Source organism: Bacillus sp. FSL K6-3431 (assembly GCF_038002605.1).
In the GTDB taxonomy this organism is placed as follows: Bacteria; Bacillota; Bacilli; order Bacillales; family Bacillaceae_C; genus Lederbergia.
Window position 1 is genome coordinate 3,986,248 of sequence record NZ_JBBOCT010000001.1, and the last position, 21,327, is coordinate 4,007,574.

Annotated in this window: 21 protein-coding genes; 9 read left to right on the top strand and 12 right to left on the bottom strand. The window is 36.4% G+C overall.

Annotation, left to right across the window (positions count from 1 at the left end; genetic code table 11):
- Positions 1-61 precede the first annotated feature (61 nt).
- The gene (locus tag MHB53_RS19325; protein WP_340921473.1) at positions 62-3,148 is read left to right on the top strand and encodes an efflux RND transporter permease subunit; all 3,087 of its coding nucleotides are present in this window, start codon (positions 62-64) and stop codon (positions 3,146-3,148) included.
- Positions 3,149-3,247: 99 nt separating this feature from the next.
- On the opposite strand, the gene MHB53_RS26455 is transcribed toward MHB53_RS19325, so the two are convergent.
- Together MHB53_RS26455 and MHB53_RS19330 are read right to left on the bottom strand one after the other, a co-directional pair.
- Positions 3,248-3,460 (bottom strand): DUF6597 domain-containing transcriptional factor, encoded by a 213-nt coding sequence (locus MHB53_RS26455; protein ID WP_445661457.1) that lies wholly within the window; start codon positions 3,458-3,460, stop codon positions 3,248-3,250.
- A gap of 138 nt (positions 3,461-3,598) precedes the next feature.
- Positions 3,599-4,153 (bottom strand): helix-turn-helix domain-containing protein, encoded by a 555-nt coding sequence (locus MHB53_RS19330; RefSeq protein ID WP_340921475.1) that lies wholly within the window; start codon positions 4,151-4,153, stop codon positions 3,599-3,601.
- 117 nt (positions 4,154-4,270) lie between these two features.
- Here MHB53_RS19330 and MHB53_RS19335 point away from each other — a divergent pair, with 117 nt between their 5' ends.
- Complete coding sequence (locus MHB53_RS19335; protein WP_340921477.1) at positions 4,271-4,855, top strand: LysE family transporter; 585 nt, start codon at positions 4,271-4,273, stop codon at positions 4,853-4,855.
- Positions 4,856-5,047: 192 nt separating this feature from the next.
- Here MHB53_RS19335 and MHB53_RS19340 read toward each other — a convergent pair whose 3' ends face one another.
- The gene (locus MHB53_RS19340) at positions 5,048-5,362 is read right to left on the bottom strand and encodes a winged helix-turn-helix transcriptional regulator (protein ID WP_340921479.1); all 315 of its coding nucleotides are present in this window, start codon (positions 5,360-5,362) and stop codon (positions 5,048-5,050) included.
- 233 nt (positions 5,363-5,595) lie between these two features.
- Between MHB53_RS19340 and MHB53_RS19345 the strand changes: the two genes are divergently transcribed.
- Both MHB53_RS19345 and MHB53_RS19350 read left to right on the top strand, forming a co-directional pair.
- A complete protein-coding gene (locus tag MHB53_RS19345; RefSeq protein WP_340921481.1) occupies positions 5,596-6,456 on the top strand; it encodes an NAD-dependent epimerase/dehydratase family protein in 861 nt (286 codons plus the stop codon).
- Positions 6,457-6,585: 129 nt separating this feature from the next.
- Complete coding sequence (locus MHB53_RS19350; protein WP_340921483.1) at positions 6,586-7,506, top strand: aldo/keto reductase; 921 nt, start codon at positions 6,586-6,588, stop codon at positions 7,504-7,506.
- A gap of 107 nt (positions 7,507-7,613) precedes the next feature.
- Here the strand turns inward: MHB53_RS19350 and MHB53_RS19355 are convergent, their stop codons facing one another.
- On the bottom strand, positions 7,614-9,551 hold the full coding sequence (locus tag MHB53_RS19355) for a translation factor GTPase family protein (RefSeq protein WP_340921484.1): 1,938 nt from the start codon (positions 9,549-9,551) through the stop codon (positions 7,614-7,616).
- Positions 9,552-9,780: 229 nt separating this feature from the next.
- Between MHB53_RS19355 and MHB53_RS19360 the strand changes: the two genes are divergently transcribed.
- A complete protein-coding gene (locus MHB53_RS19360; protein ID WP_340924850.1) occupies positions 9,781-10,122 on the top strand; it encodes a zinc ribbon domain-containing protein YjdM in 342 nt (113 codons plus the stop codon).
- Between the two features lie 124 nt (positions 10,123-10,246).
- On the opposite strand, the gene MHB53_RS19365 is transcribed toward MHB53_RS19360, so the two are convergent.
- The 4 genes from MHB53_RS19365 to MHB53_RS19375 all read right to left on the bottom strand — a co-directional run bounded on the left by MHB53_RS19365 (position 10,247) and on the right by MHB53_RS19375 (position 12,340).
- Positions 10,247-10,570, bottom strand: a complete 324-nt coding sequence (locus MHB53_RS19365) for an AzlD domain-containing protein (RefSeq protein WP_340921486.1) — start codon at positions 10,568-10,570, stop codon at positions 10,247-10,249.
- Complete coding sequence (locus MHB53_RS19370) at positions 10,567-11,292, bottom strand: AzlC family ABC transporter permease (RefSeq protein ID WP_340921487.1); 726 nt, start codon at positions 11,290-11,292, stop codon at positions 10,567-10,569. Before MHB53_RS19370 ends, MHB53_RS19365 begins: the two co-directional genes overlap by 4 nt.
- Before the next feature lie 444 nt (positions 11,293-11,736).
- The gene (locus MHB53_RS26460) at positions 11,737-12,021 is read right to left on the bottom strand and encodes a Uma2 family endonuclease (RefSeq protein WP_445661458.1); all 285 of its coding nucleotides are present in this window, start codon (positions 12,019-12,021) and stop codon (positions 11,737-11,739) included.
- A gap of 190 nt (positions 12,022-12,211) precedes the next feature.
- Entirely contained in the window at positions 12,212-12,340 is a 129-nt protein-coding gene (locus MHB53_RS19375) for a hypothetical protein (protein ID WP_340921489.1), read from the bottom strand.
- Between the two features lie 81 nt (positions 12,341-12,421).
- Here MHB53_RS19375 and MHB53_RS19380 point away from each other — a divergent pair, with 81 nt between their 5' ends.
- Positions 12,422-13,165: a class I SAM-dependent methyltransferase gene (locus MHB53_RS19380; protein WP_340921492.1), complete on the top strand. Its 744-nt coding sequence runs from the start codon at positions 12,422-12,424 to the stop codon at positions 13,163-13,165.
- Between the two features lie 98 nt (positions 13,166-13,263).
- On the opposite strand, the gene MHB53_RS19385 is transcribed toward MHB53_RS19380, so the two are convergent.
- Together MHB53_RS19385 and MHB53_RS19390 are read right to left on the bottom strand one after the other, a co-directional pair.
- Positions 13,264-14,187 (bottom strand): hypothetical protein, encoded by a 924-nt coding sequence (locus tag MHB53_RS19385; protein WP_340921495.1) that lies wholly within the window; start codon positions 14,185-14,187, stop codon positions 13,264-13,266.
- A gap of 272 nt (positions 14,188-14,459) precedes the next feature.
- Complete coding sequence (locus MHB53_RS19390) at positions 14,460-16,013, bottom strand: multicopper oxidase family protein (protein WP_340921497.1); 1,554 nt, start codon at positions 16,011-16,013, stop codon at positions 14,460-14,462.
- Between the two features lie 274 nt (positions 16,014-16,287).
- Between MHB53_RS19390 and MHB53_RS19395 the strand changes: the two genes are divergently transcribed.
- The 3 genes from MHB53_RS19395 to MHB53_RS19405 all read left to right on the top strand — a co-directional run bounded on the left by MHB53_RS19395 (position 16,288) and on the right by MHB53_RS19405 (position 19,116).
- Positions 16,288-17,046, top strand: a complete 759-nt coding sequence (locus tag MHB53_RS19395) for a hypothetical protein (RefSeq protein ID WP_340921499.1) — start codon at positions 16,288-16,290, stop codon at positions 17,044-17,046.
- Positions 17,047-17,202: 156 nt separating this feature from the next.
- A complete protein-coding gene (locus MHB53_RS19400) occupies positions 17,203-17,895 on the top strand; it encodes a polysaccharide deacetylase family protein (RefSeq protein ID WP_340924852.1) in 693 nt (230 codons plus the stop codon).
- Positions 17,896-18,342: 447 nt separating this feature from the next.
- Positions 18,343-19,116 (top strand): MurR/RpiR family transcriptional regulator, encoded by a 774-nt coding sequence (locus tag MHB53_RS19405; protein ID WP_340921501.1) that lies wholly within the window; start codon positions 18,343-18,345, stop codon positions 19,114-19,116.
- A gap of 191 nt (positions 19,117-19,307) precedes the next feature.
- Here the strand turns inward: MHB53_RS19405 and MHB53_RS19410 are convergent, their stop codons facing one another.
- A complete protein-coding gene (locus tag MHB53_RS19410) occupies positions 19,308-19,787 on the bottom strand; it encodes a PTS sugar transporter subunit IIA (protein WP_340921505.1) in 480 nt (159 codons plus the stop codon).
- Between the two features lie 161 nt (positions 19,788-19,948).
- Positions 19,949-21,205 (bottom strand): M20 family metallo-hydrolase, encoded by a 1,257-nt coding sequence (locus MHB53_RS19415; protein WP_340921507.1) that lies wholly within the window; start codon positions 21,203-21,205, stop codon positions 19,949-19,951.
- Between the last annotated feature and the right edge of the window lie 122 nt (positions 21,206-21,327).

A 21,327-nucleotide genomic window follows, 5' to 3' on the forward strand; every position in this document is an offset into this window, starting at 1 on the left:
CTAATTAGTCATTATTATAAAGAAATGAGCTTGATAAGTCAAATAGAGGTAGGTGTAGTTGGTGAAAGGTTTAGTCAACTTTGTTTTAAAGAATAAATTAGCAGTATGGCTGCTGACGATTATCATTGTTGCATCTGGTATTTACTCAGGTACGCGAATGAAAACGGAGACGATTCCAGATATTTCAATTCCTTACTTAATGGTAATGGGCGTATACCCGGGGGCAACCCCTGAGCAAGTAATGGAAGACGTGTCCATGCCATTAGAGAAGGCAGCAGAAAACCTTGAAGATGTGAAATCCGTTTATTCAAATTCCTATTCTAACATGGCAAGCATCCAAGTGGAATACGAATACGGTATAGATATGGATGAGGCGAAACGTGCATTGCAATCTGCGTTAGATGCAGTGACACTACCAGAAGAAGCACAAAAGCCATCAATAACAGCAATTAGTATGAACATGATGCCAGTTGTTGCACTAAGTGTAAGTAGTCAGAAAGAAGATATTGTTGAACTAACCTCAACAGTAGAGGAAATATTACTTCCGAAAATGGAAAAAATCGATGGTGTTGCGTCTGCAACAATTACGGGTCAGCATATTGAAGAAGTGCAGCTAACGTATAACAAAGAAAAAATGGCTGAACTTGACCTAACGGAAGATAAAGTAAAGGAAATGATTCAAGCAAGTGATCTTGCCGTTTCATTAGGCCTTTACGAGTTTGAAGAAGGTGAACAAGCTGTATCAGTAGACGGTAAGTTCATGACAGCTAATGAATTGAAGGAAATGCTTATTCCTGTAACACCGTCAGCTGCAAATCCATCACCATTTGTGAAACTTAGCGATATCGCTACAATTAATGTAGTTGGTAAAGTAGAATCGGTTTCCCGTACAAACGGTGAAAATGCCATTGCCATTCAAATTATCAAAGGGCAACAAGCGAACACAGTTGATGTTGTAAACGATGTGAAAGATTTAATCAAAGAGGAAGAGAAAAAAATCGATGGTCTTGTAATCGATGTATCACTTGACCAAGGTGAGCCAATTGAAGATTCGATTTCAACGATGATTGAAAAAGCGTTATTTGGTGGTTTAATTGCGATATTAATTATTCTACTATTCTTGCGTGATTTCAAATCAACTATTATATCAATCGTATCCATTCCAGTTTCGATTTTCATGGCTTTACTGCTACTAAACTGGTTAGATATTACATTAAATATTATGACGCTTGGTGCTATTACAGTTGCGATCGGTCGTGTAATCGATGACTCCATCGTAGTAGTTGAAAATATTTATCGGCGTCTGCATTTAAAAGAAGAGAAATTAACAGGGCGCGCACTAGTGCGTGAGGCGACAATTGAAATGTTCAAACCTATTATGTCATCCACATTAGTAACGGTTGCGGTATTCGCACCACTTATCTTCGTTGGTGGTATGGTTGGCGAGCTGTTCATGCCGTTTGCTTTAACAATGACGTTTGCGCTTGGTGCTTCGTTAATTGTTGCGATCACAATCGTACCTGCATTATCTCACTTCTTATTTAAGAAAAAATTATATAGTGAAAAGACAGAAAGCAGTCATAAAGAAGCTGGTAAACTAGCTAAATCATACAAAGGTATTCTTAAATGGACACTTAACCATAAATGGATTACTTCCATCATATCCATTGTATTATTAGCTGGTAGTGTGGCGTTAACGCCATTAATCGGTTTTAGCTTTATGGGTAGTGAAGAAGAAAAAGTGATGTACTTAACATACACGCCGGAAGCAGGCGAGCTAAAGGAAGATACATTAGCGAATATTGAATTGGTAGAAGAAAAATTATTAAAACGTGATGATATTGATATTGTTCAATTATCTGTGACGGAAAATGGCGATGAGATGTCAGCAATGATGGGTGGCGGAGCAGGCGGTGCTTTAATGTACCTAATCTTCGACCCAGACATGGATGATTTCCCAGAGGCTCGTGAGGAAATTGAAGATTACGTGTTCAACATTGATCAATCAGGTGAATGGAAGAGCCAGGATTTCACTTCTATGTCAATGTCTACAAACGAAGTTAGCTACTCATTCTACAGTGAAGATTTAGATAAACTAAATGAAACTGTTAAAATGGTAGAAAATGTGATGAATAAAAATGACGGCTTAGAAAAGGTTTCTTCAAGTGCAGAGGATGCCTATGTTGAGTACACATTCAAAGTAGCACAAGATGAATTGCTACAGTATGGTTTAACGACAGGTCAAATCGTCATGATGTTAAGTCCAACAACAACAAAAGATGTTTTAACAACGGTTGAAAAAGACGGTAACTCAATAGAGGTAATCGTTCAGCAAGAACAGGCAGCACAACCAAAATCAATCGATGATATATTAGCAACAGAAGTACCGACAGCAGTTGGTGCACCAATGAAACTTTCTGAGCTTGTGAAAGTTGAGAAAGGCACAACACTAAATACGCTTGCTCGTAGTCAAGGTGAATACTACGCAACGGTTTCTGGAACAATCATCGGTGATGATATTTCCAAAGCAACATCTGAAGTAGATAAAGCAATTGATAAATTAGATTTACCTAAAGGTGTTACAATCGGCGTTGCTGGTGTAGCCGCAGATATGACGGAAACATTTACACAACTTGGTGTCGCAATGCTTGCAGCAATCGCAATCGTGTACTTCATCCTTGTTGTAACATTCCGTGAGGGTGTCGCACCATTTGCCATCCTATTCTCGTTACCTTTTGCGGTAATTGGTTCATTCGTTGGTTTATTAATCGCTGGTGAAACAATCTCTGTATCTGTCATGATGGGGCTGTTAATGTTAATTGGTATCGTTGTAACAAACGCCATCGTCCTCGTAGATCGTATTATACGAATGGAACGTGATGGTATGGTTATGCGTGAAGCGATTCTAGAGGCCGGTGTAACGCGTTTACGCCCAATCTTAATGACAGCTATCGCAACGATCGGTGCATTAATTCCATTAGCAATCGGATCAGGCGGCGGTGGCGGCTTAATTTCGAAAGGCCTTGGTATTACAGTAATTGGTGGTTTAATCAGTTCAACGTTATTAACATTAATTGTTGTACCAATCGTTTATGAGATACTATCGAAGTTATTCAAGAAAAACCGTAAAGAAATAGAAGAAGACTAATTGATTGGCATTCTTTGAATGCACTGAAAAGAATTAAAAGAATGAGAAGCTAACAACCTATTACAAGGTTGCTAGCTTCTTTTGTTATTTCTATATTGATTAAAACTTTCTAAACTTGGAAATTGGAAATTTGAAAAAATGTCGTACGGTATCTGAAAAAAAGCGTATTCCAAATAAGGATTGATTTTGAGGAAAATTCATTGCTTCAAATTTGGTCATCAATCCTGCTATTGGAAAATGACAAAGTATATCATTATGATCAATAAGGCTGTTCCAAGTCCTGCTTGCAATCTTCCGCTGTAATAAAACCAATTAGATTGATTTTAGGGTAAATAATTCAGTTAATTTAAAGCGGAAGTTTAGATATAACTGCATTATTACAAGAAAAAAATAGATAAAAAGGAAATGTCCCATAAGTCGATAATCAACGACTTATGGGACGATTCCTTTTTAAGTTGGATAATATAAGATCATACTTAATCTAGTTAATGATTTCCCGGAATTATGATAGGCATGGGGTCGATCAGCCTTGAATCTGATAGAATCTCCATTTTTTACAGTGTATTCATTGTTATTTACACGTACAGTTAGTTCTCCTTCAAAAACAGTTAATAGCTCTTCAGTCCCCTCCATATGCGAATCAGCACTTAGGAATCCACCTTTTTCTATCTCAACTGAATAAACTTCAAAGCGTTTATCATCTTCGAATGGAAAATAGGGATAGACTCTATATTTTCCATTGTCTTCAGATAATATTTGAATTTCTCTTCTTAAAACAACTTTTGTATCTGGTTGTGGATTATTTATTAGTGAAGTAAAAGAAACCTTTAGTCCATTTGCTATTTTCCAAACCGTTGTAATTGTTGGGGTTGATTCTCCCCTTTCAATTTGCCCTATCATTGTTTTGCTTACTCCAGTTAATTCCGCCACCTTTTCAAGACTTAATTTCTTACTATCTCGCAAAGCTTTTAAATTTTTTGCAATGATAAGATGTATTTCTTCCATAAACACACTCCTATTCTTATTGCGCTATATAGCGTATGTATTGTACAATATAACGTAAGTCGTTATATTGAGCATATAGGACACTATAACATACACACACCACGAGGGGGTTCCAATTTGCCTTTATTATCATTGCTGTTATATGCTTTTGTTGCTAGTTTTACCCCAGGTCCAAATAACATTATGGCCATGTTATTTGCTAATAAATATGGGTTTAAAAATACAATTAGATTTTGTTTAGGAGTAGGTACTGGTTTTTTTGTAATCATATTATTGAGTTGTTATTTTAATCTATTACTTAAAAATGTCATTCCAAAAATAGAATTTATTATGACGATCATAGGTACAGCCTATATGCTGTATCTGGCTATAAAAATTATTACTAGTAAAAATAACGATAAAGACACTGATGGAGGCAAAAATAATAGTTTTTTTGCAGGTATGCTATTACAATTCGTTAATCCGAAAGGGATTTTATATTGCATCACTGTTATATCAACTTTCATCCTTCCATATCACACTTCAAATTTTAGCTTATTATTTTATTCAGTATTTCTAGCTATTATTGGCTTCATGGGAACTTTCAGTTGGAGTATATTTGGTTCGATTTTTAAAGAATTCATATCAAAGTATAGAAGTCAGTTTAATATTATTATGGCTTTATTATTAGTGTATAGTGCAGTATCGATTCTGGTAGGATAAAACATTCATGTATGTATGACGTATGCTATTGGTAGAGAATAATACGAGCAACAGTACTTGACGTATAATTTGGCACAAATGAACTTACGAATGAAAAGAAATACTAGGATAAGCTAGCCATTATTTATCAATAGTGGCTTTTCTTTTTCTTATGCCGTCAATCAGAAGGCATTCTCAAACATTAGTAATTTTTCACGTCCAGTGCGCTCCCCACTTTTTCATTTCCTTAAGTATAATATTAAAGGCCCGCCCTTTCTCTGTAAGTGAGTATTCTACAGTAACGGGAACGGTAGGATAGACAGTCCGAGTCACTATTTGATTTTTCTCCAAATGCCTTACAGTATCTGTTAAAGCCTTAGGGCTGATTTTTTGAATGCTTTTTTGTAACTCCCCAAAGCGTTTCGTTCCATCAAAAAGTTCTCGCAATACAAGAAATGACCATTTTCCTCCGATTATATTAAGCGCTTTCTCAATAGAGCATTCGATATGAATTTCTTTTGTTTCCAATAAAATCACCTCATCTATCGTTCTTAAAGTAACTATAAAAAATATATTAAGTTACTATATTTTCATTATATCAAATAAATTTCAGTAGTTGTAAAAAGATGGTAGCCAATCTATACTTTTGATAACGGTTCCCGTTAAGTAAACAAGCTAATGCATAATGTTATTTATCTTGCCAAGGATCTGAAATACGGCAATTGATTGGAAAGATACTAAATATGGGGAGGCGGGATGATATGACAAAAGTTGTGATCACGGGCGGGAGTGGCCTTTTAGGGCCAGCAGTTATAAAAGAGTTTTTAGTTCATGGGTATGAGGTAGTGAATGCAGATATAAAATACCCTGTTGAGTCACTCTGTCAGACAGTTATTGTTGACTTACAAAACCTAGGTGAAGTTTATGGACTATTGGCTGATGCGGATGCAGTTATCCATTTAGCTGCAATCCCAGTTGCATACTCACATCCTAATGAAGTGACATTCCAGAATAATGTAATGTCTACGTATAATATTTTAGAAGCTGCTGGAAATCTTGGTATAAAAAAAGCAGTGATCACTTCTAGTGAGTCTTCTTATGGAATTGTATTTTCTAAAAAGGAGATAGCTCCAAAATATGTTCCTCTTGATGAAGAACACCCACAAATACCGGAAGATAGTTATGGGCTATCAAAAATCGTCAATGAACAAACTGCAGATGCGATCCATCGTAGAACGGGCATGCAAATTGTTTCCATGCGATTGGGAAATGTCATTACATCAGAAAAGTATCCTGATTTCCCAAGCTTCATTCAAGACCCTGAGCAGCGAAAAACCATTTTATGGAGCTATATCGATGCGAGGGATGCGGCAACAGCATATCGATTAGCTATTGAAACGGATGATCTTGGTTCGGTTGCTTTGAATATTACGGCGGATGATTCAAGTATGGATATTGAAAGCGAAGAGCTAATGAAGACTGTTTATCCAGATGTACAAGATATCCGCAAAGAATTAAAAGGCTATGAAACACTAGTAAGTAGTGAGAAGGCTAAAAAGCTTTTAAACTGGGAGCCTGTTCATAAATGGAGAAAATATGTGAATACAGCAGTATCAAAATAATTAATCGATTAAATAAGCATAGTTCTATTGATTTCAAGGCGAAAAATGATTGATAGCGTTGTCAAATCTTTCTAGCATAATGATATTAATTTTGGAATGTAATTTAAATATAAACTAGGAGTGTTTTTAATGAAGTATAGACGACTAGGTAAAACTGATTTAAATGTTTCCGTTGTTGGTGTCGGTACATGGCAATTTGGAGGGGATTGGGGGAAGGACTTTAATCAAAACGAGGTTGATGCCATACTTTCACGCGCAAAAGAGTTGGGCATTAATTTGATTGACACAGCTGAATGTTATGGACCGCATCATATGTCTGAACGTTTTATTGGAAATTTTCTGAAGAGGGATCGCCGTGAGGATTGGGTTCTTGCTTCTAAATTTGGACATAGATGGCACGATTCTTGGGGTCATGCATGGAGTGTCGATGAAGTTCGTGTGCAATTAGAAGAATCTTTAAAAGTATTACAGACAGACTATATTGATCTTTATCAGTTCCACTCCGGTTCAGATGAAGATTTTGATAACGATGATCTTTGGACAATGTTGGATAAGCAAGTACAAGCTGGGAAAATCCGAAACTTAGGAATTTCAATTGGTAGCAATGCTAATATACATCAAACGTCACAAGCAACAAAGGTGAATGCAAAAGCAATTCAGGTCGTTTATAACCGAATCGATCAAATCCCTGAAGAAAATGTATTCCCTTCTTGTATCGAGCAGGATTTGGGCGTATTGGCTCGGGTTCCTTTAGCAAGTGGGTATCTAAGTGGTAAATATAAGCCTGGAGCTGTCTTCAGTGATAATGTAAGGAAAGGACATAATCGAGAAGAAATTGATGAAAAGCTACGTCTTGTTGGGAAAATACAAGAAAATGAAGTTCCGGAAGGAGTCAATTTGGCAGAGTGGGCGCTGGCTTGGTGCTTACAAAACCCTGCTGTTACATGTGTGATCCCTGGCTGTAAAAGCCCTGAGCAAGTTGAAATGAATGCAAGAGCAGCTTCACTTGATATAGTAAAAGAAGATCATCCGAGTGCAGTGACTATTTAAATAAAAATTTGTAGATAACTTGTTCTAATGGTGGAATATCTGAAATGAATAAAAAGCAGCCCCATATTAGATATGGGGCTGCTTTTTAATGGGGTTTTCGTTAACTTCTATAAACAATGCATCGCGTCTTCAGCTTGATCCCAGGGAACAGGATAACCCTTTCCTTTGGCACAGAAAATAGAAGTGGACGTGTATTCCGGGTCGGCATCTTTGTCGTACCCGATTTTTTCTTTTACTTGATCTGGGGTGTAGCAGGAATCGTAGCCCCCGAATTGTAATGTTAATACGCCTTTTCCATTTGTGAAGGAAGCAAAGGCTGAGCTGTAATTCATAAAGGTCGCGACTGGGACTCGTCCTTTTATGATTGTTTTGTCGCCAATTGTTTCGGGTGGTTCAAAGCTACCGTTCGCTTGTTGAATATCTGAGAGCACGCGGCCAATATGATCCAGCTCGATTTTTATTTTAAAATCGTAATAGGGTTCAAGCAAAATGTTTTTCGCTTTCTCTAAGCCTTGTCGAAGAGCTCGGTATGTTGCTTCTCTAAAATCGCCTCCTGAAGTATGTTCATTATGTCCTCTACCCGTAAGTAATGTGATTTTTACATCGGTGAGGGCTGAACCAGTCAATAGTCCGTGATGATTTCTTTCAAATAAATGATGACGGATTAAATTTTGATTGCCAACGGACAAATCATTTGTGTGACATTTGTTTTCAAATGAGATGCCACTGTTTCGTTCCATAGGTTCGATTTGAAGATGTACTTCTGCATAATGTTTTAATGGTTCAAAATGTCCGTAACCATTTACGGTTTTTTCAATCGTTTCTTTATAAAGAATCTTTGGTTCACCGAAAGAAACATGAAGAGAAAAGCGTTCTTTGACGAGTTGTTCGAGTACTTCAAGCTGGATGATCCCCATGACATGTACGTGAATTTCCTTAAAATGTTCATCCCAATAAACGCGTAAGGAAGGATCTTCCGCGTCCAACATGTGGAAACAGCGCAACACTTCCTTTACATGGATGGATGGGTCGAAAACGACTTTGGACTTTAAGGTAGGAATCATATCAAAGATTGCCTTTTCTCTGAGTGCCCCTATACCATCACCTACAGATAATTTTGACAGACCTATCACCGCGAACAGTTCACCAGCGTGAACTTGATTGACCGTTTTATATTTACTACCGTTATATACTCTGATTTGTGTAACTTTCTCCGAAATCTCTTCATAAATCACTTCATCGCGAACGGAGAGCGTGCCGCTTAATGATTTAAGGAAGGTGACTTTATTTCCATTGTCATCATAGCGAATTTTGTACACGCGTGCAGCGAAATCGCCTGTATCTGAGTAAGCTGTTTCTGTTAATTGATCCAATTTCCCGAAAAATTCTATCACACCGATATCTTTTAGTGCGGAGCCACTTGTACAAGCGAAAATTTTATTTTCCCGAATCATTGTATTTAATGTTTGCAACCATAGATCTTTGTTATAGCCAAATTCTATATAATGCTCTAGAAGCAATTCATCGCGCTCCGCAATAAATTCTATTAAATCTTCCTGCATTACTCCATTGAAGGATGTTGTCAGATCACATACATCTGGGGATAGATTAGCGCGAATATCATCTAAAACATGTTCTAAATCCGTTCCTTCACGATCGATTTTATTAATAAAGAAAAACGTAGGTATGTGATGTTTCCTAAGCAATTGCCAAACAGTTTCGGTGTGGCTTTCCACTCCGTCAACAGCACTAATAATGATAACGGCATAATCCATTACCTGGATCGCCCTTTCCATTTCCGGAGAAAAATCAATGTGACCAGGCGTATCGATGATCGTATAGGTTGATCCGTTATAGGAAATAACCGCTTGATCAGCAAATACAGTGATGCCCCGATTCTTCTCGATTTGATGACTATCAAGGAAGGCATCTTTGTGATCTACCCGTCCTCTTTTCCGAATACTTTTTGTATGATAAAGAAGTTGTTCAGAAAAAGTCGTTTTTCCCGCGTCTACATGTGCAAGTATCCCGATTGTCTTATACATTGCGTCACCTCTGTTGATTTCCATTATCTAGATTATAGCATGGTGACAATCAAGGACATGGGAAATTCCATTCTTATGATAAGTGGTTTGTGATAGGTTTGTCATTATGAGAGGACTATGGCAGTATATAAGCATATAAGGGATTCTTAATATACTTTTTTGTAAATAGAAAACTGGAAATAATTCTTTTATATTAGTATTGACAATAGCAAATGGAGGAAATGAAATGATGAAAGATTTACCAAATTGCCCGAAATGTAATTCAGCATACACATACGAGGATGGGAGTCTTTTAGTTTGTCCGGAATGTGCTCATGAGTGGACATTAGAAGTTGAAGTTGAAAATAATGAAGGCGCAAGGGTTATTAAAGATGCGAATGGAAATGTCTTAAACGATGGTGATTCTGTAACAGTAATCAAAGACCTTAAAGTAAAAGGAAGTTCATCTGTCGTAAAAATAGGCACAAAAGTAAAAAGTATCCGTTTGGTTGATGGCGATCATGATATTGATTGCAAAATTGATGGATTTGGAGCGATGCAATTAAAATCAGAGTTTGTTAAAAAGCTATAAATGCAGCTTAAATGAACGGATGTAGTAGTGAGTTGGCATGTATAAAAGTAAAATAGTATAGAAAGAATCCATTTTGATGACTTTATTTTCAGAATGGATTTTTCATGCCATAACATTATGGACCTTATGTTATAAATCTGATGGATGCCATGCAGGCGACACCAACGATAACTGTTAATGAAAGACTTTTGGTCCAAAGGGCAACGATTAAAGTAGGAATCAAAGCTATGACAACTGGCCAATCTATACTTAATGATTGCTCTGTTTTAAGGAGTATATTTTCAACAACCAATGCTGTAAGAATGCAAACTGGTATAAATGAGAGCCATTTTAATACAGCATCTGGTAACTGAACCTTTTTTACAAAGACAAAAGGGATAATTCTAGGGATAAGTGTTACAATGGTGCAACCAAGAACAAGCCAAACCATCGACATGCTCACATTCATTTATCCGTCACCACCCCAATGGTCGCCACAATAACGGTCGCTAAAATCACCGCTACATGTGTAGGAACAAAAAAGGATAATAAAATCATCGCGATTACCATATATGCAATTAGTGAAAGGTTATGTTTTAGCTTTTTTGACGCTACATTTTGTAATTGCAAAACTAGCAAGGCTATAAACATAGCTACTAAAGCAAAATCTAATCCCAATGCTTCGGGATTAGAAATCCATTGCCCGCAAATAGCCCCCAACATACAGGCAATGATCCAAAACAGATAAGCAGTGATATTTAGACCATTCATCCACTTCTCGTTTAACTTTCCCGTTTGTGCAATCTTAGTAACAGCTACACCAAATGATTCATCTGTTAAAAGTGCACCAATTCCAATGTTTTTTGCGGTTGAATACTTCGTGAAATAAGGAGCTAAAGTTAAGCTTAATAATAAATGACGCAGGTTTACGATGAATGTCGTTAAAATAATTGCTGAAAGTGGCGTGTTAACGACGAGCAGCGCACAAATGATAAATTGCGCAGATCCTGCATAGACGAGGATCGCTAGCAAAGAAATTTCTAATATAGTTAAATTAGAAGCAACGCCTACGATACCAAAAGCAAAACCAATGCTTATATATCCTAATAAAGTAGGCAAACAATCTTTTACTCCTTGTAAAAAAGTATCTTCGTGCTGATCTGTTTTAATTAATTCTGCTTGAACGGGCATTATGTCTTTTTTTCCTTTCTAATTAAACTTAACAAGTGGTCAAAAAGAGGGTTTAATCTATTAGGCGTTTACCTGTAATAACATGGTATAGGCTCCGGTTTTTACGCCAAAGCGGTCCCACTTATTCAGGGTCAATTTCTTTAACTAGGTGCGAGAACATAATATCATATCTAATATATTCTATCGTTATGATCGTTATTTTCGATATTAGGAGAGAGTTGCTTCTTCCCATCGAGTTCATTTCAGAAAATTTATCAATTCCTTAGTGTATTTCGGTCGGATAAGTAACCGGTTTAGATGGTGCAGGATGAATAGCGCCTTTATCAACCAGTTTTTCAAGAAATCTGGACCGAGGGACATACGATCTTTTAGGAGATTATTTATATAGTCAGATGTAGAGTATTGTAACTACTATAATTTGAGGTTTATATATTGTCAATAAATCTAGCGATCTAGCGATAAAACGGGCTGGTTTGGCTGTTTTTCACAATGGTGAATGCCCTGTTTTACCAGGTAAATCAGTATCTGCATCCACAATTTATGCCATTGTGAAAGAGATGCATTGAACTTGTTCGTATTGGAGGGTTTCATCCCTTGATAGTTGTTATCTGCTAATGCATACTGTTCAAGACATTCATTAGTGGGGTCAATAATCCAATATTCGGGGATTTGATATTTGGCATAGATTTTCAGCTTCTTGAACCAATCCCTTTTGATAGAATGAGGCATAATATCTTAGCAACCCAATGAGGAATACCTCCAAATCCCCATTGGGTCATTATATCAATTTTGCTATGATGTACCAGAACTAGATCGGGCTGACGAACTTCTGTATTCTACAAAATCAAATTGATTGGCGATGCAAATAGGATGTATTCTGTCTGGCAACTGTTCGAAAGTACTGTTAATATTTAAGTACTTAGACTTGATGCTTGAGAGATGGTGAAGGGAGCATCATCCCTAGTACTCCTTCTGCCAATTCGTATTGTTTGCCATCATCGGGAAGTAGCGCATAATAGTCATAAGTGGCTGGACTTTTTGACGCCACATGATTTCATAAAGCCGCCTACTAAAATAGATGTTTTTTAACTTTAGGAGGCTGTTTTAGAATATAGGAGATGTATATCTGATGAAACAAAATAAATATGATGATTCAAATTTCTTTTCTGCCTATCAGCAAATGGCTCGTTCAATAAAAGGGCTGGAAGCTGCGGGAGAGTGGCATGTATTTAAATCTTTAATACCAGAATTGAAAAATAAAAGTGTACTAGATTTAGGGTGCGGCTTTGGTTGGCATTGTAGGTTTGCTCGCGATCAACAAGCAAGTTCAGTAGTAGGTGTCGATATCTCCGAAAAAATGCTTCAAAAAGCTCGTGAAACAACAGATGATCCTGCAATTTCATATGTACAAATGCCGATCGAAGACATCCATTTTTCAAATTCACAAATTGATGTTGTTATCAGTTCACTAGCGCTCCATTACATCGAATCATTTGAGGGAATTTGCAAAAAGGTACATGATTTACTGAGCCCAGGAGGTACTTTTGTCTTTTCGGTTGAACATCCGATATTTACTTCTCGAAATGAACAAGATTGGTATTGTGATGATCAAGGTAATCGTCTGCATTGGCCAGTAGATAATTATCAGTTTGAGGGAGTACGAGAAACAACCTTTTTAACAGAGAATGTTATTAAATATCATCGTACAATTTCAACATATATGAATGACTTATTAGGGGCTGGATTTACATTAAAAGCAGTTAAGGAACCAATGCCACCAGATGAAATGTTGAATGATTCAGTGATGAAAGATGAGAATCGAAGACCGATGTTCTTGATTATTTCAGCAGAAAAAGGGCGAGATTATGTCTGAACAGGATAATATACGCCTGTGACTATGTATGACGAAGGGAAACTATGCGCATGATCTGAAAAACAAGGAGCCTCTTTTTTCAAACAATCCGCAAGCAGTTAGGATGGATCATTCACTCCAAGCTGCTTGCGCTTATTGTTTTCTAGCAACTTTTCAAAATCAGTCAAAGAATCCACTTCGATCGGTTCCATTACCTTATCAAAGCATGACATGGGGGTCTGATGATGTTGGTCGTCCAATACGGTCTCGATTTCTTCTATTATCTCTGTAGAAGTTTGATCATCGATTTTATCAGCTTCCTTGATGATAAAATTAAGTAATATATACCAATGTCTTAGTTCGTTCAGATGAGACTGATAGGCAGGCGTCTCTGTTTTTAGTATACTATCGCCGGTTCCAGAAATATATTTATAAAAATGAATGATGTGTAGTGGCAGTGTCAAATCCTTGACGATCAATTTCAATTCCATGGAAGAGATAGTATTGGCGGATTTTTGATGCTCGGATTGTCCACCAACGATCGTCCTATCCTCCTCAGTCAAAAGCCCATCTAACCATTCACGTGCTGACTGCGAACTTCTTGATACTGTACCAATCGAAACATCGTTTTCCGACATTTCAATCGCTAAAAGATCGGAATAGCTATACTGATGCACATCATAGTGGATCGATTTATTTGACTTTTTAGTTTCAAATGTAGGTTGCCAAATACAAAAGCTAGCCCTTTTTTCATCAATCGCTATCCTCGTTAAAGCATCAAAAGATGTAAATGCTTGCGTTTCATGAAAACTTTGATCAGTAGGACGAATTGTTTCGATATACTTCTTCTGTTTTTCCTTATTGGCCTTTTCAAGCGATGTAGAAGCGATGAAAAATCCAATGGATAAACAAAAGAAAAAGCCAATTAGTGCAAATCCGATCCCTGTTTTTCCGGCAATCATAGCGATGATTAAGATTGTTATTCCGATCAGAATCGAGCTGCATCCAAGATTATTAAACCAAGTTGATTTGCTAGAAGTCACTATATTCCCCCCCCTTAAAATAAAAGCTATTACCCGAACTATTCATACGTTTATGATGATGAATAGTTCCCATTGTGTACAAAGGAGGCAATCATGTCAATGTGATCTTCGAAAGATTGCCAGTATACCTAATATGAGATAACGTTGTCCGATGATATGCTGAATAAAAAAAGCACTCCTTTTGATTTGATGAAATGAGCCAAAAGAATGCTTTTTTTAATGATTATCCTGTGTATTCAATTAAGTAGCTATTTTAAAAGGAAGATTATAAATCAGACATCCCTCACAACTTGAAACGGACGCATCATATCATAATCTTCATGTTCTAAAATATGGCAGTGCCATACGTAATCTCCAACATGATTTTCAAAGCGCATAATAATGCTTGTGACTGTGCCCGCATCTACCTTCGCGGTATCTTTCCAGCCCCTTTCGTATTTTTCAGGCTCCATTTCAGGCCCTGTATATTCGATCGATCCTGTTTCTAGAAATATATCGAGATCAAACGGTCTGCGATGTAAAATTTTAAATTGCACGAGATGAACATGGAGTGGGTGGGCGAATGGAGTTAAATTGATAAACTTCCATATTTCGATACTATCAAGTTTCGGCTTTTCGGTCACTGGGTCATCCCACATGCGGTTATCCAAAAGAAGCATTGGTCGTTCATGTTCATCGGTAACAGCGCCTAATGTTAGCAATCTTGTTTGTTCGGCTAACTCTTCATCTAAAGGTTGGTCGGGGAAAAGGAATTCAGGAATTCGGCTTGTATCTTTTTGTGTTAATTGCAGCACCACTTTAAATTGCATAACTACACCTAAATTACCTTCATCATTTGTATTTTGAAGGATCAAACTTTTTCCCTTATGTTTTGAAAAGTCGATGATGATATCGGCACGTTCCGCAGGTTCCATCGGAAGTGAGTCTAATGTAACTGGTTTAGGCAAAAGTCCACCATCTGTACCGATCAGATAAAAGTCCTGACCATTTCCAAGTTTAAACGTATACGCATTTGTATTGGAAGCATTTAAAATTCTAAATCGATATTTCCTTGGTTCCACTTTTAAATGTGGCCAAACCTTTCCGTTTACGATGATCGTGTTCCCGTTAAATGCTGGAACGACAGATGGATTAACATCGGCAGGTGGAGTGGAATTTTCCGGATAGAACAGTTCGCCATTAGCTTGGAATGATTTATCTTGAATCATTAATGGGATCTCATATTTGCCATTTGGCAGTTTTAAGCGCTTTTCGATAGAATCACGAATGAGATACATGCCAACAAGTCCAGCGTATACATTTAATCTTGTAATTCCAATTGCATGATCATGATACCAAAGAGTGGCAGCCATTTGTTGGTTCGTATATTCATACACTTTACGAGAAAAAGTAGGTCCCGTTTCTGCAAAGTCTTTTGTAAACCAAGCCTCAGGATATCCGTCACTATCAGATGCAACATGAGCTCCGTGAAGATGAACGACTGTTCGTACATCTGGAGTGTGCGCTGTTCCATGAAGCGTTCGATCTATTGGTAATAAGTGTTTATTAGGGAGGTTATTCATCCATTTCACAAGAATTGACTGATCTTTCGGTACTTCAATCATTGGACCTGGATAAAGACCATCATATCCCCAAATTGTCGTCAGTGGAAATGATTTATGAAATTGATGCTTAGCTTGCTTCATCTCGATTTCATAATAAGGCTTATTCTTTTTATATGATTTTGGTTTTGCATTAGTTGGAATTGGTAGTTCGTCGACAAACTTTGGTATTGTATCTGGATTTGAAGGATCGACTTTCTTTTTTAACTGTTCGGTAGTTCGCAATGTTTTACACGCCCTCAAAAATGTTTTTTCGTAACTATAGACATTTTATGTAGGGTAAACGTTTATGTAATGGGCAAATGCTATTTAAAATGAAAATTATTCTCCTGCGTAAAAGAGAAGAGAAGGGAATGAAGGGTATTTGCTATTCTATTTATGTAAATGGGGAGATAAGCTTCGGACATGAGCTAATTTATACTAGTTCATGTTAAATGTCCCACTGGGGTATGAATCGCATAGGATAATACAATCCTGCAATAAGGTGGTGTAAATAACAATGGGATTATTCATTAATAATGGTGATCATCCCGATGTTTTTAAAAATAACGGAGATATTATTGAACCGAATCAAGAGGTGGCAAAAGTAGACTATTATTCAGAAATGGTAAAAGAGCAGAAGAAAGCAAACGAAACATTGCAACAATCCTTCCATGATCTAAAGATGTTATTGACACAACAGGAGTATTCGCATGCAAATGAATGGAATGTGGTCAGCACACAATTAATGGAGTTAAAAGAAAGTAATTTACAACATGATACATTTGAAAAATATGTGGTGGATCAGTTGCAAGATAAAAATATACAAGTGCAAGAGATTCTGGAACAGGAATCTTTGTATAAAAAGGAATGGATGGACCAAATCAATGGAGTAAGTCAAATGTACCAAGAGACTATTAGCAAATTAGTGAAATCTGAATCTGAGAATGAGCAACTCGCATTAAAAATGAATGAACAACTGGATTTACAAATGGATATGTCGAAACAAATGTCAATGCAAACGGATAATCAAAGTGAAATTTTTAAGAGACTTGATAACCAAGAAGCATTGACGGAAAAAGTAGTAAGGCAAATCGATCATATCCGCTCTATTTTATTTGAACGAACTGTCTATCTTGCTGAAAAAATAGAAAATGGCTATCAATTAACCTCTTCCTATGTCTATAAATTAATGACTGGATCTGATCAATCTTTAACACTGTTTAAAATGAATAAAAAACATGAAGGTGTACAAGAAAAAGAGCAGCAGCGTCCTTAATAAAAGAATGCTACTGTTCTTTATTTATTATTCAATTATGGCTCGGTATAATCCAGTGTATATCGACAAACAATATTTATTACATACAAGAGAAGGGAGGAATTGTTTGTGAGATTTTTACCAAGGGTCATAGGAATCACTTTTATTTTATTATTCATGATCGTTAATGAATCTATGGCGGAGATACATGACCGGGCTTATTATGAAAAAACAGGAGATGTTATTTGGGACATTAGCGTAGAGGAAAAAGTAATCGCTCTAACCTTTGACGATGGTCCTCACTACATTTACACTCCACAAATTTTAGATGTGCTTGCTAAATATGACGCAAAAGCTACATTTTTTGTCATTGGTAAGCATGCAGAAGAATATCCAGATCTAATCCTAAGGGAAAAAGCAGAAGGTCATGAAATAGCGAATCATACATATTCACATCCACATCCTAATTCTAAACGTGCTACATATGAATTATTGGAAAAAGAATTAAAAAAGACAGATGAAATCATTTTTAATATTACTGGTTCCAACCCAATATTTTATCGCCCTGTTGGAGGAGATTATAATGACGAAATTGTTAATACTGCCGTCCAACAAGGGTTTAGGGTAATTATGTGGTCGTGGCATCAAGACACGCAAGATTGGAAAATGCCAGGGGTAAATAAAATTGTTACCAAAGTAATGTCTGGTGCTAGCCCGGGTGATATCGTGTTATTTCACGATGCAGGAGGAGACCGTTCACAAACAGTTGAAGCACTTAAGAAAATTTTGCCGGCATTAAAAAAGCAAGGATATGAATTTGTCACAGTCTCGGAGCTACTCCAAAGAACAGGAATAGAAGTATTGCAATAACCAGAGTGGCTTATAAAAGTTGCGAGTGGCAGTAAAAATGCAGAGTGGCTTATAAAAGTTGCGAGTAGCCAATAAAAATGCAGAGTGGCTTATAAAAGATGCGAGTGGCCAGTAAACATGCTGAGTGGCTTATAAAAGTTGCGAGTAGCCAATAAAAATGCTGAGAGGCTTGTAAATGCCGCCAATGGCAAGTGTTTTCTGTGAAAAGTAACCCACAAAGATGAAAACCTTTATAATGATATCAATGTCGAATCATGGCGAATGTGTTATAATAATGGAAAAGAGTTAAGTCTAATTGAAAGTGCTATAATTTATTATTTTGTATTGTTGAATGCCCTCCTCTGCCTATATTTTTACTATTAGAGGTTATCTTTATGGGCCTTACGATCAAAGAAAGAAATTGCATTAATGCACAGCATTAGGAGCTTTTAGGGGGTCGTCCTGATAATGAATTTGGAAGCATTGATTAATAAATATTATGACCAATTAAACGATAATGACTTACATGTAATCGGTTACGTTAGTCAAAATATAGAGTTGTGTAAGGATAAAACCGTCACAGAAATTGCAAAGTATTGTAATGTCTCGCCATCTACGATTATTAGAACAACGAAAAAGTTAGGCTTTCGTGGTTATAGTGAATTTCGGTACTTTCTAATAGAAGAGGCTGATCGAATAAAAGAAACGAAAGTGTCTAATAATCAATACTTCAATAGTTCAGTTTTATTAAAAGATGTGCAGGAAACAATAAAACTTTTTGAAGAAGATAAAAGTTTAGAGAAGATTTACAAGTTATTTTTAGAGTCAAATAATATTTTTGCTTACGGAACCGGATATGGGCAAAATTTGATGCTTAAGGAATTCTCAAGATGTTTAATGAATAATAATATATATTTAAATATTATACCCAGCAAAACTGAACTTGATTTAATCTCTCATACAATTACTCCAAATGATTTATTATTGGTTGCATCTCTATCAGGGAATATGAAATCTATTGATTCGATGATAAAAAATATTGCAGTAAAGCAAGTACCAATGGTTTCGGTTACTGTTTTTTCAAGAAATGAATTATCCTATTTGGCAAATTACAATCTTTATTATCAGGTTTCGAATTTAAATAAAATTAGCCAATTAAACAACTCCTCATTTTGTACATTAAATCTAGTATTAAGTTTATTGTACGAAGGATTCGTAAATTACGTTAAAGAGATTGAATAATGCTACTTGATTCTATTTTATGACCTATTTTGTATGAATTGTTGTTTAACCCGTGGGCCGAATACCTTGTCGAGCCTGATCAACTCGTTATAACAGTTTTTCATAAAAACCTATTTGAAAATAGCTTTTTAAATAATCGGAGGGTTATCATAATAATTGATACCCTCCGAATCATTTATGTCATAATTTAATTATTTTACATTTACCGTTAAAACGACACTATCTTTCGTAGCAGCGCCATAGTTATACTCAATGTTCGCAACTTTATCCATATTCGTGATGATCAGAGGTGTGATGGTGGATTTAGCTTTTTCCTTAATTAGGTCTATATCAAAGGAGATTAGTTTTTGGCCAGCAGTCACCTTGTCCCCAGCATTAACAAAACTCTCGAAACCCTCACCAGATAGGTTTACTGTATCAATTCCAATATGTAATAATATTTCCAAACCATTATTTGATTTGATTCCTACCGCATGCAAGGTTGGGAATACTTGAACAATCTCACCATCAATTGGTGCATATAAGATATTTTCTGACGGTTGAAAAGCGATTCCATCACCCATCATTTTTGAAGCAAATACTTCATCAGGAACTTCAGAAAGAGGAAATCCTGTTCCAACAATTGGAGACTTTATTTCTAGTTTATTATTCTTTTTAAAAAAATTTAACATTAATTCTCCCCCTCTATATACTACTTTCTTAACGCCCTAAAAAACAAACGAACTTTTTCTCGCAGTTATCCTTCGTTTTCCACGGCTAAGCTGTTGCAGGTATTGAAAAAACAATGGGCGGGAATAGGAGAGCTTGATTTATTCCCACCCATTGAGGATTTTTATTTACATAGCCCCAATACTAAATGCATCATCACATCGATTCCTTTTTTTATATCTTCATAATCCGTCCATTCATCTGGATGATGTGATATACCATCTTTACTTGGCACGTATATAAAATTAGTAGGAGCAAAATCTGTCATGATCATTGCATCATGCCCAGTTCCGTTATTGATGATCGTATATTTATAACCTAACTCTTTACAAATGTTCTCCATGGTGTTTACATTTTCTTTTACCATCACGCTAGGAGGAGTTGGATTGCTATAGCCGATTCGGGCCATTTCTATCAATTCTATATCCACATTTGTCTCTTCTTGAATAGACTTTATTTCTGCCATCAATAGATCATGTAAATTAACATTATTGAGAGTTTCTACATCAAAAGTTCTGATTTCTACTTTAGCTTGAACATATTCCGGAACAAATTGGTGGGAATTAGGTGAAACTTCCATTTCTCCTACAGTTCCTGTAATCCCTGACCCTAATGATTTTACAATTTGATTAACGGCTAAAACAAATTTTGATGCCGCGATCATTGCATCTTGTCTTGTATCCATTGGTGCTGTCGAGTCCGCTAACTTGCCGTGGAACTTAACTTTATACCTGCCGATGCCAGGAAGATACTCGACTAAACCGATATCGATATTATTATTATCTAGCACAGGTCCTTGTTCAATATGAAGTTCTATGAAATTTTTTATTGAACCTTTTTCCCTTTTAGCAGCTTCTAAGTCAGGAATCAGACCATATTCTTTCATTGATTCTCTTTTGGTTAAACCATGTCTATTTTTAACAGTATCTAGTTCTTTCTCTGTTAATGTTCCGACCATTGCCCGAGAATTTGATACCCCAGTACCTGGTCCATACGTTTCTCCTTCTTCAGCATTCATCGCGATGATTTCTATCGGATATTCATTTTCAATATTATTTTCATGAAAAACGCGAAGAATTTCTAAGGCTGCAATAGTGCCGGCAACTCCATCAAAAGCTCCTCCATTTACGACAGAATCATAATGGGATCCAATCATAATCACCGGTGCGTCAGGGTTTTTTCCTTCTCTACGGCCAAATAAGGTTGAGAATCCATCTTCCCACACTTTTAAGCCGATTTTTTCCATTTCATTTTTCAAATACTCTTTTGCTACTTTATCTTCGTGAGAATATGATGACCTTGTAACCCCATTACCTGGAGTTGCAGTAAAGGTAGCTAATGTCTCAATGTCTTTAATTACTCTATCCAGATTAACCTTCATACTTATCATCCTTTTCAAGTATATAATAGATATCTGGAATAATCGTAGCACTAGAAAAATAGAGGAACAACACATGTCGTGTATTAAGATTTTTTAATCTTATTATGAATAAAACTTCTTTT

Coding starts and splice junctions, on each gene's coding strand:
- MHB53_RS19410 (WP_340921505.1), bottom strand. CDS start 19,787: ATGTTAAATTTTTTTAAAAAGAATAATAAACTAGAAATAAAGTCTCCA.
- MHB53_RS19330 (WP_340921475.1), bottom strand. CDS start 4,153: ATGGAAGAAATACATCTTATCATTGCAAAAAATTTAAAAGCTTTGCGA.
- MHB53_RS19395 (WP_340921499.1), top strand. CDS start 16,288: ATGGGATTATTCATTAATAATGGTGATCATCCCGATGTTTTTAAAAAT.
- MHB53_RS19360 (WP_340924850.1), top strand. CDS start 9,781: ATGAAAGATTTACCAAATTGCCCGAAATGTAATTCAGCATACACATAC.
- MHB53_RS19370 (WP_340921487.1), bottom strand. CDS start 11,292: ATGCCCGTTCAAGCAGAATTAATTAAAACAGATCAGCACGAAGATACT.
- MHB53_RS19415 (WP_340921507.1), bottom strand. CDS start 21,205: ATGAAGGTTAATCTGGATAGAGTAATTAAAGACATTGAGACATTAGCT.
- MHB53_RS19405 (WP_340921501.1), top strand. CDS start 18,343: ATGAATTTGGAAGCATTGATTAATAAATATTATGACCAATTAAACGAT.
- MHB53_RS19355 (WP_340921484.1), bottom strand. CDS start 9,551: ATGTATAAGACAATCGGGATACTTGCACATGTAGACGCGGGAAAAACG.
- MHB53_RS19365 (WP_340921486.1), bottom strand. CDS start 10,570: ATGAATGTGAGCATGTCGATGGTTTGGCTTGTTCTTGGTTGCACCATT.
- MHB53_RS19380 (WP_340921492.1), top strand. CDS start 12,422: ATGAAACAAAATAAATATGATGATTCAAATTTCTTTTCTGCCTATCAG.
- MHB53_RS19400 (WP_340924852.1), top strand. CDS start 17,203: ATGATCGTTAATGAATCTATGGCGGAGATACATGACCGGGCTTATTAT.
- MHB53_RS26460 (WP_445661458.1), bottom strand. CDS start 12,021: ATGCCTCATTCTATCAAAAGGGATTGGTTCAAGAAGCTGAAAATCTAT.
- MHB53_RS19350 (WP_340921483.1), top strand. CDS start 6,586: ATGAAGTATAGACGACTAGGTAAAACTGATTTAAATGTTTCCGTTGTT.
- MHB53_RS19345 (WP_340921481.1), top strand. CDS start 5,596: ATGACAAAAGTTGTGATCACGGGCGGGAGTGGCCTTTTAGGGCCAGCA.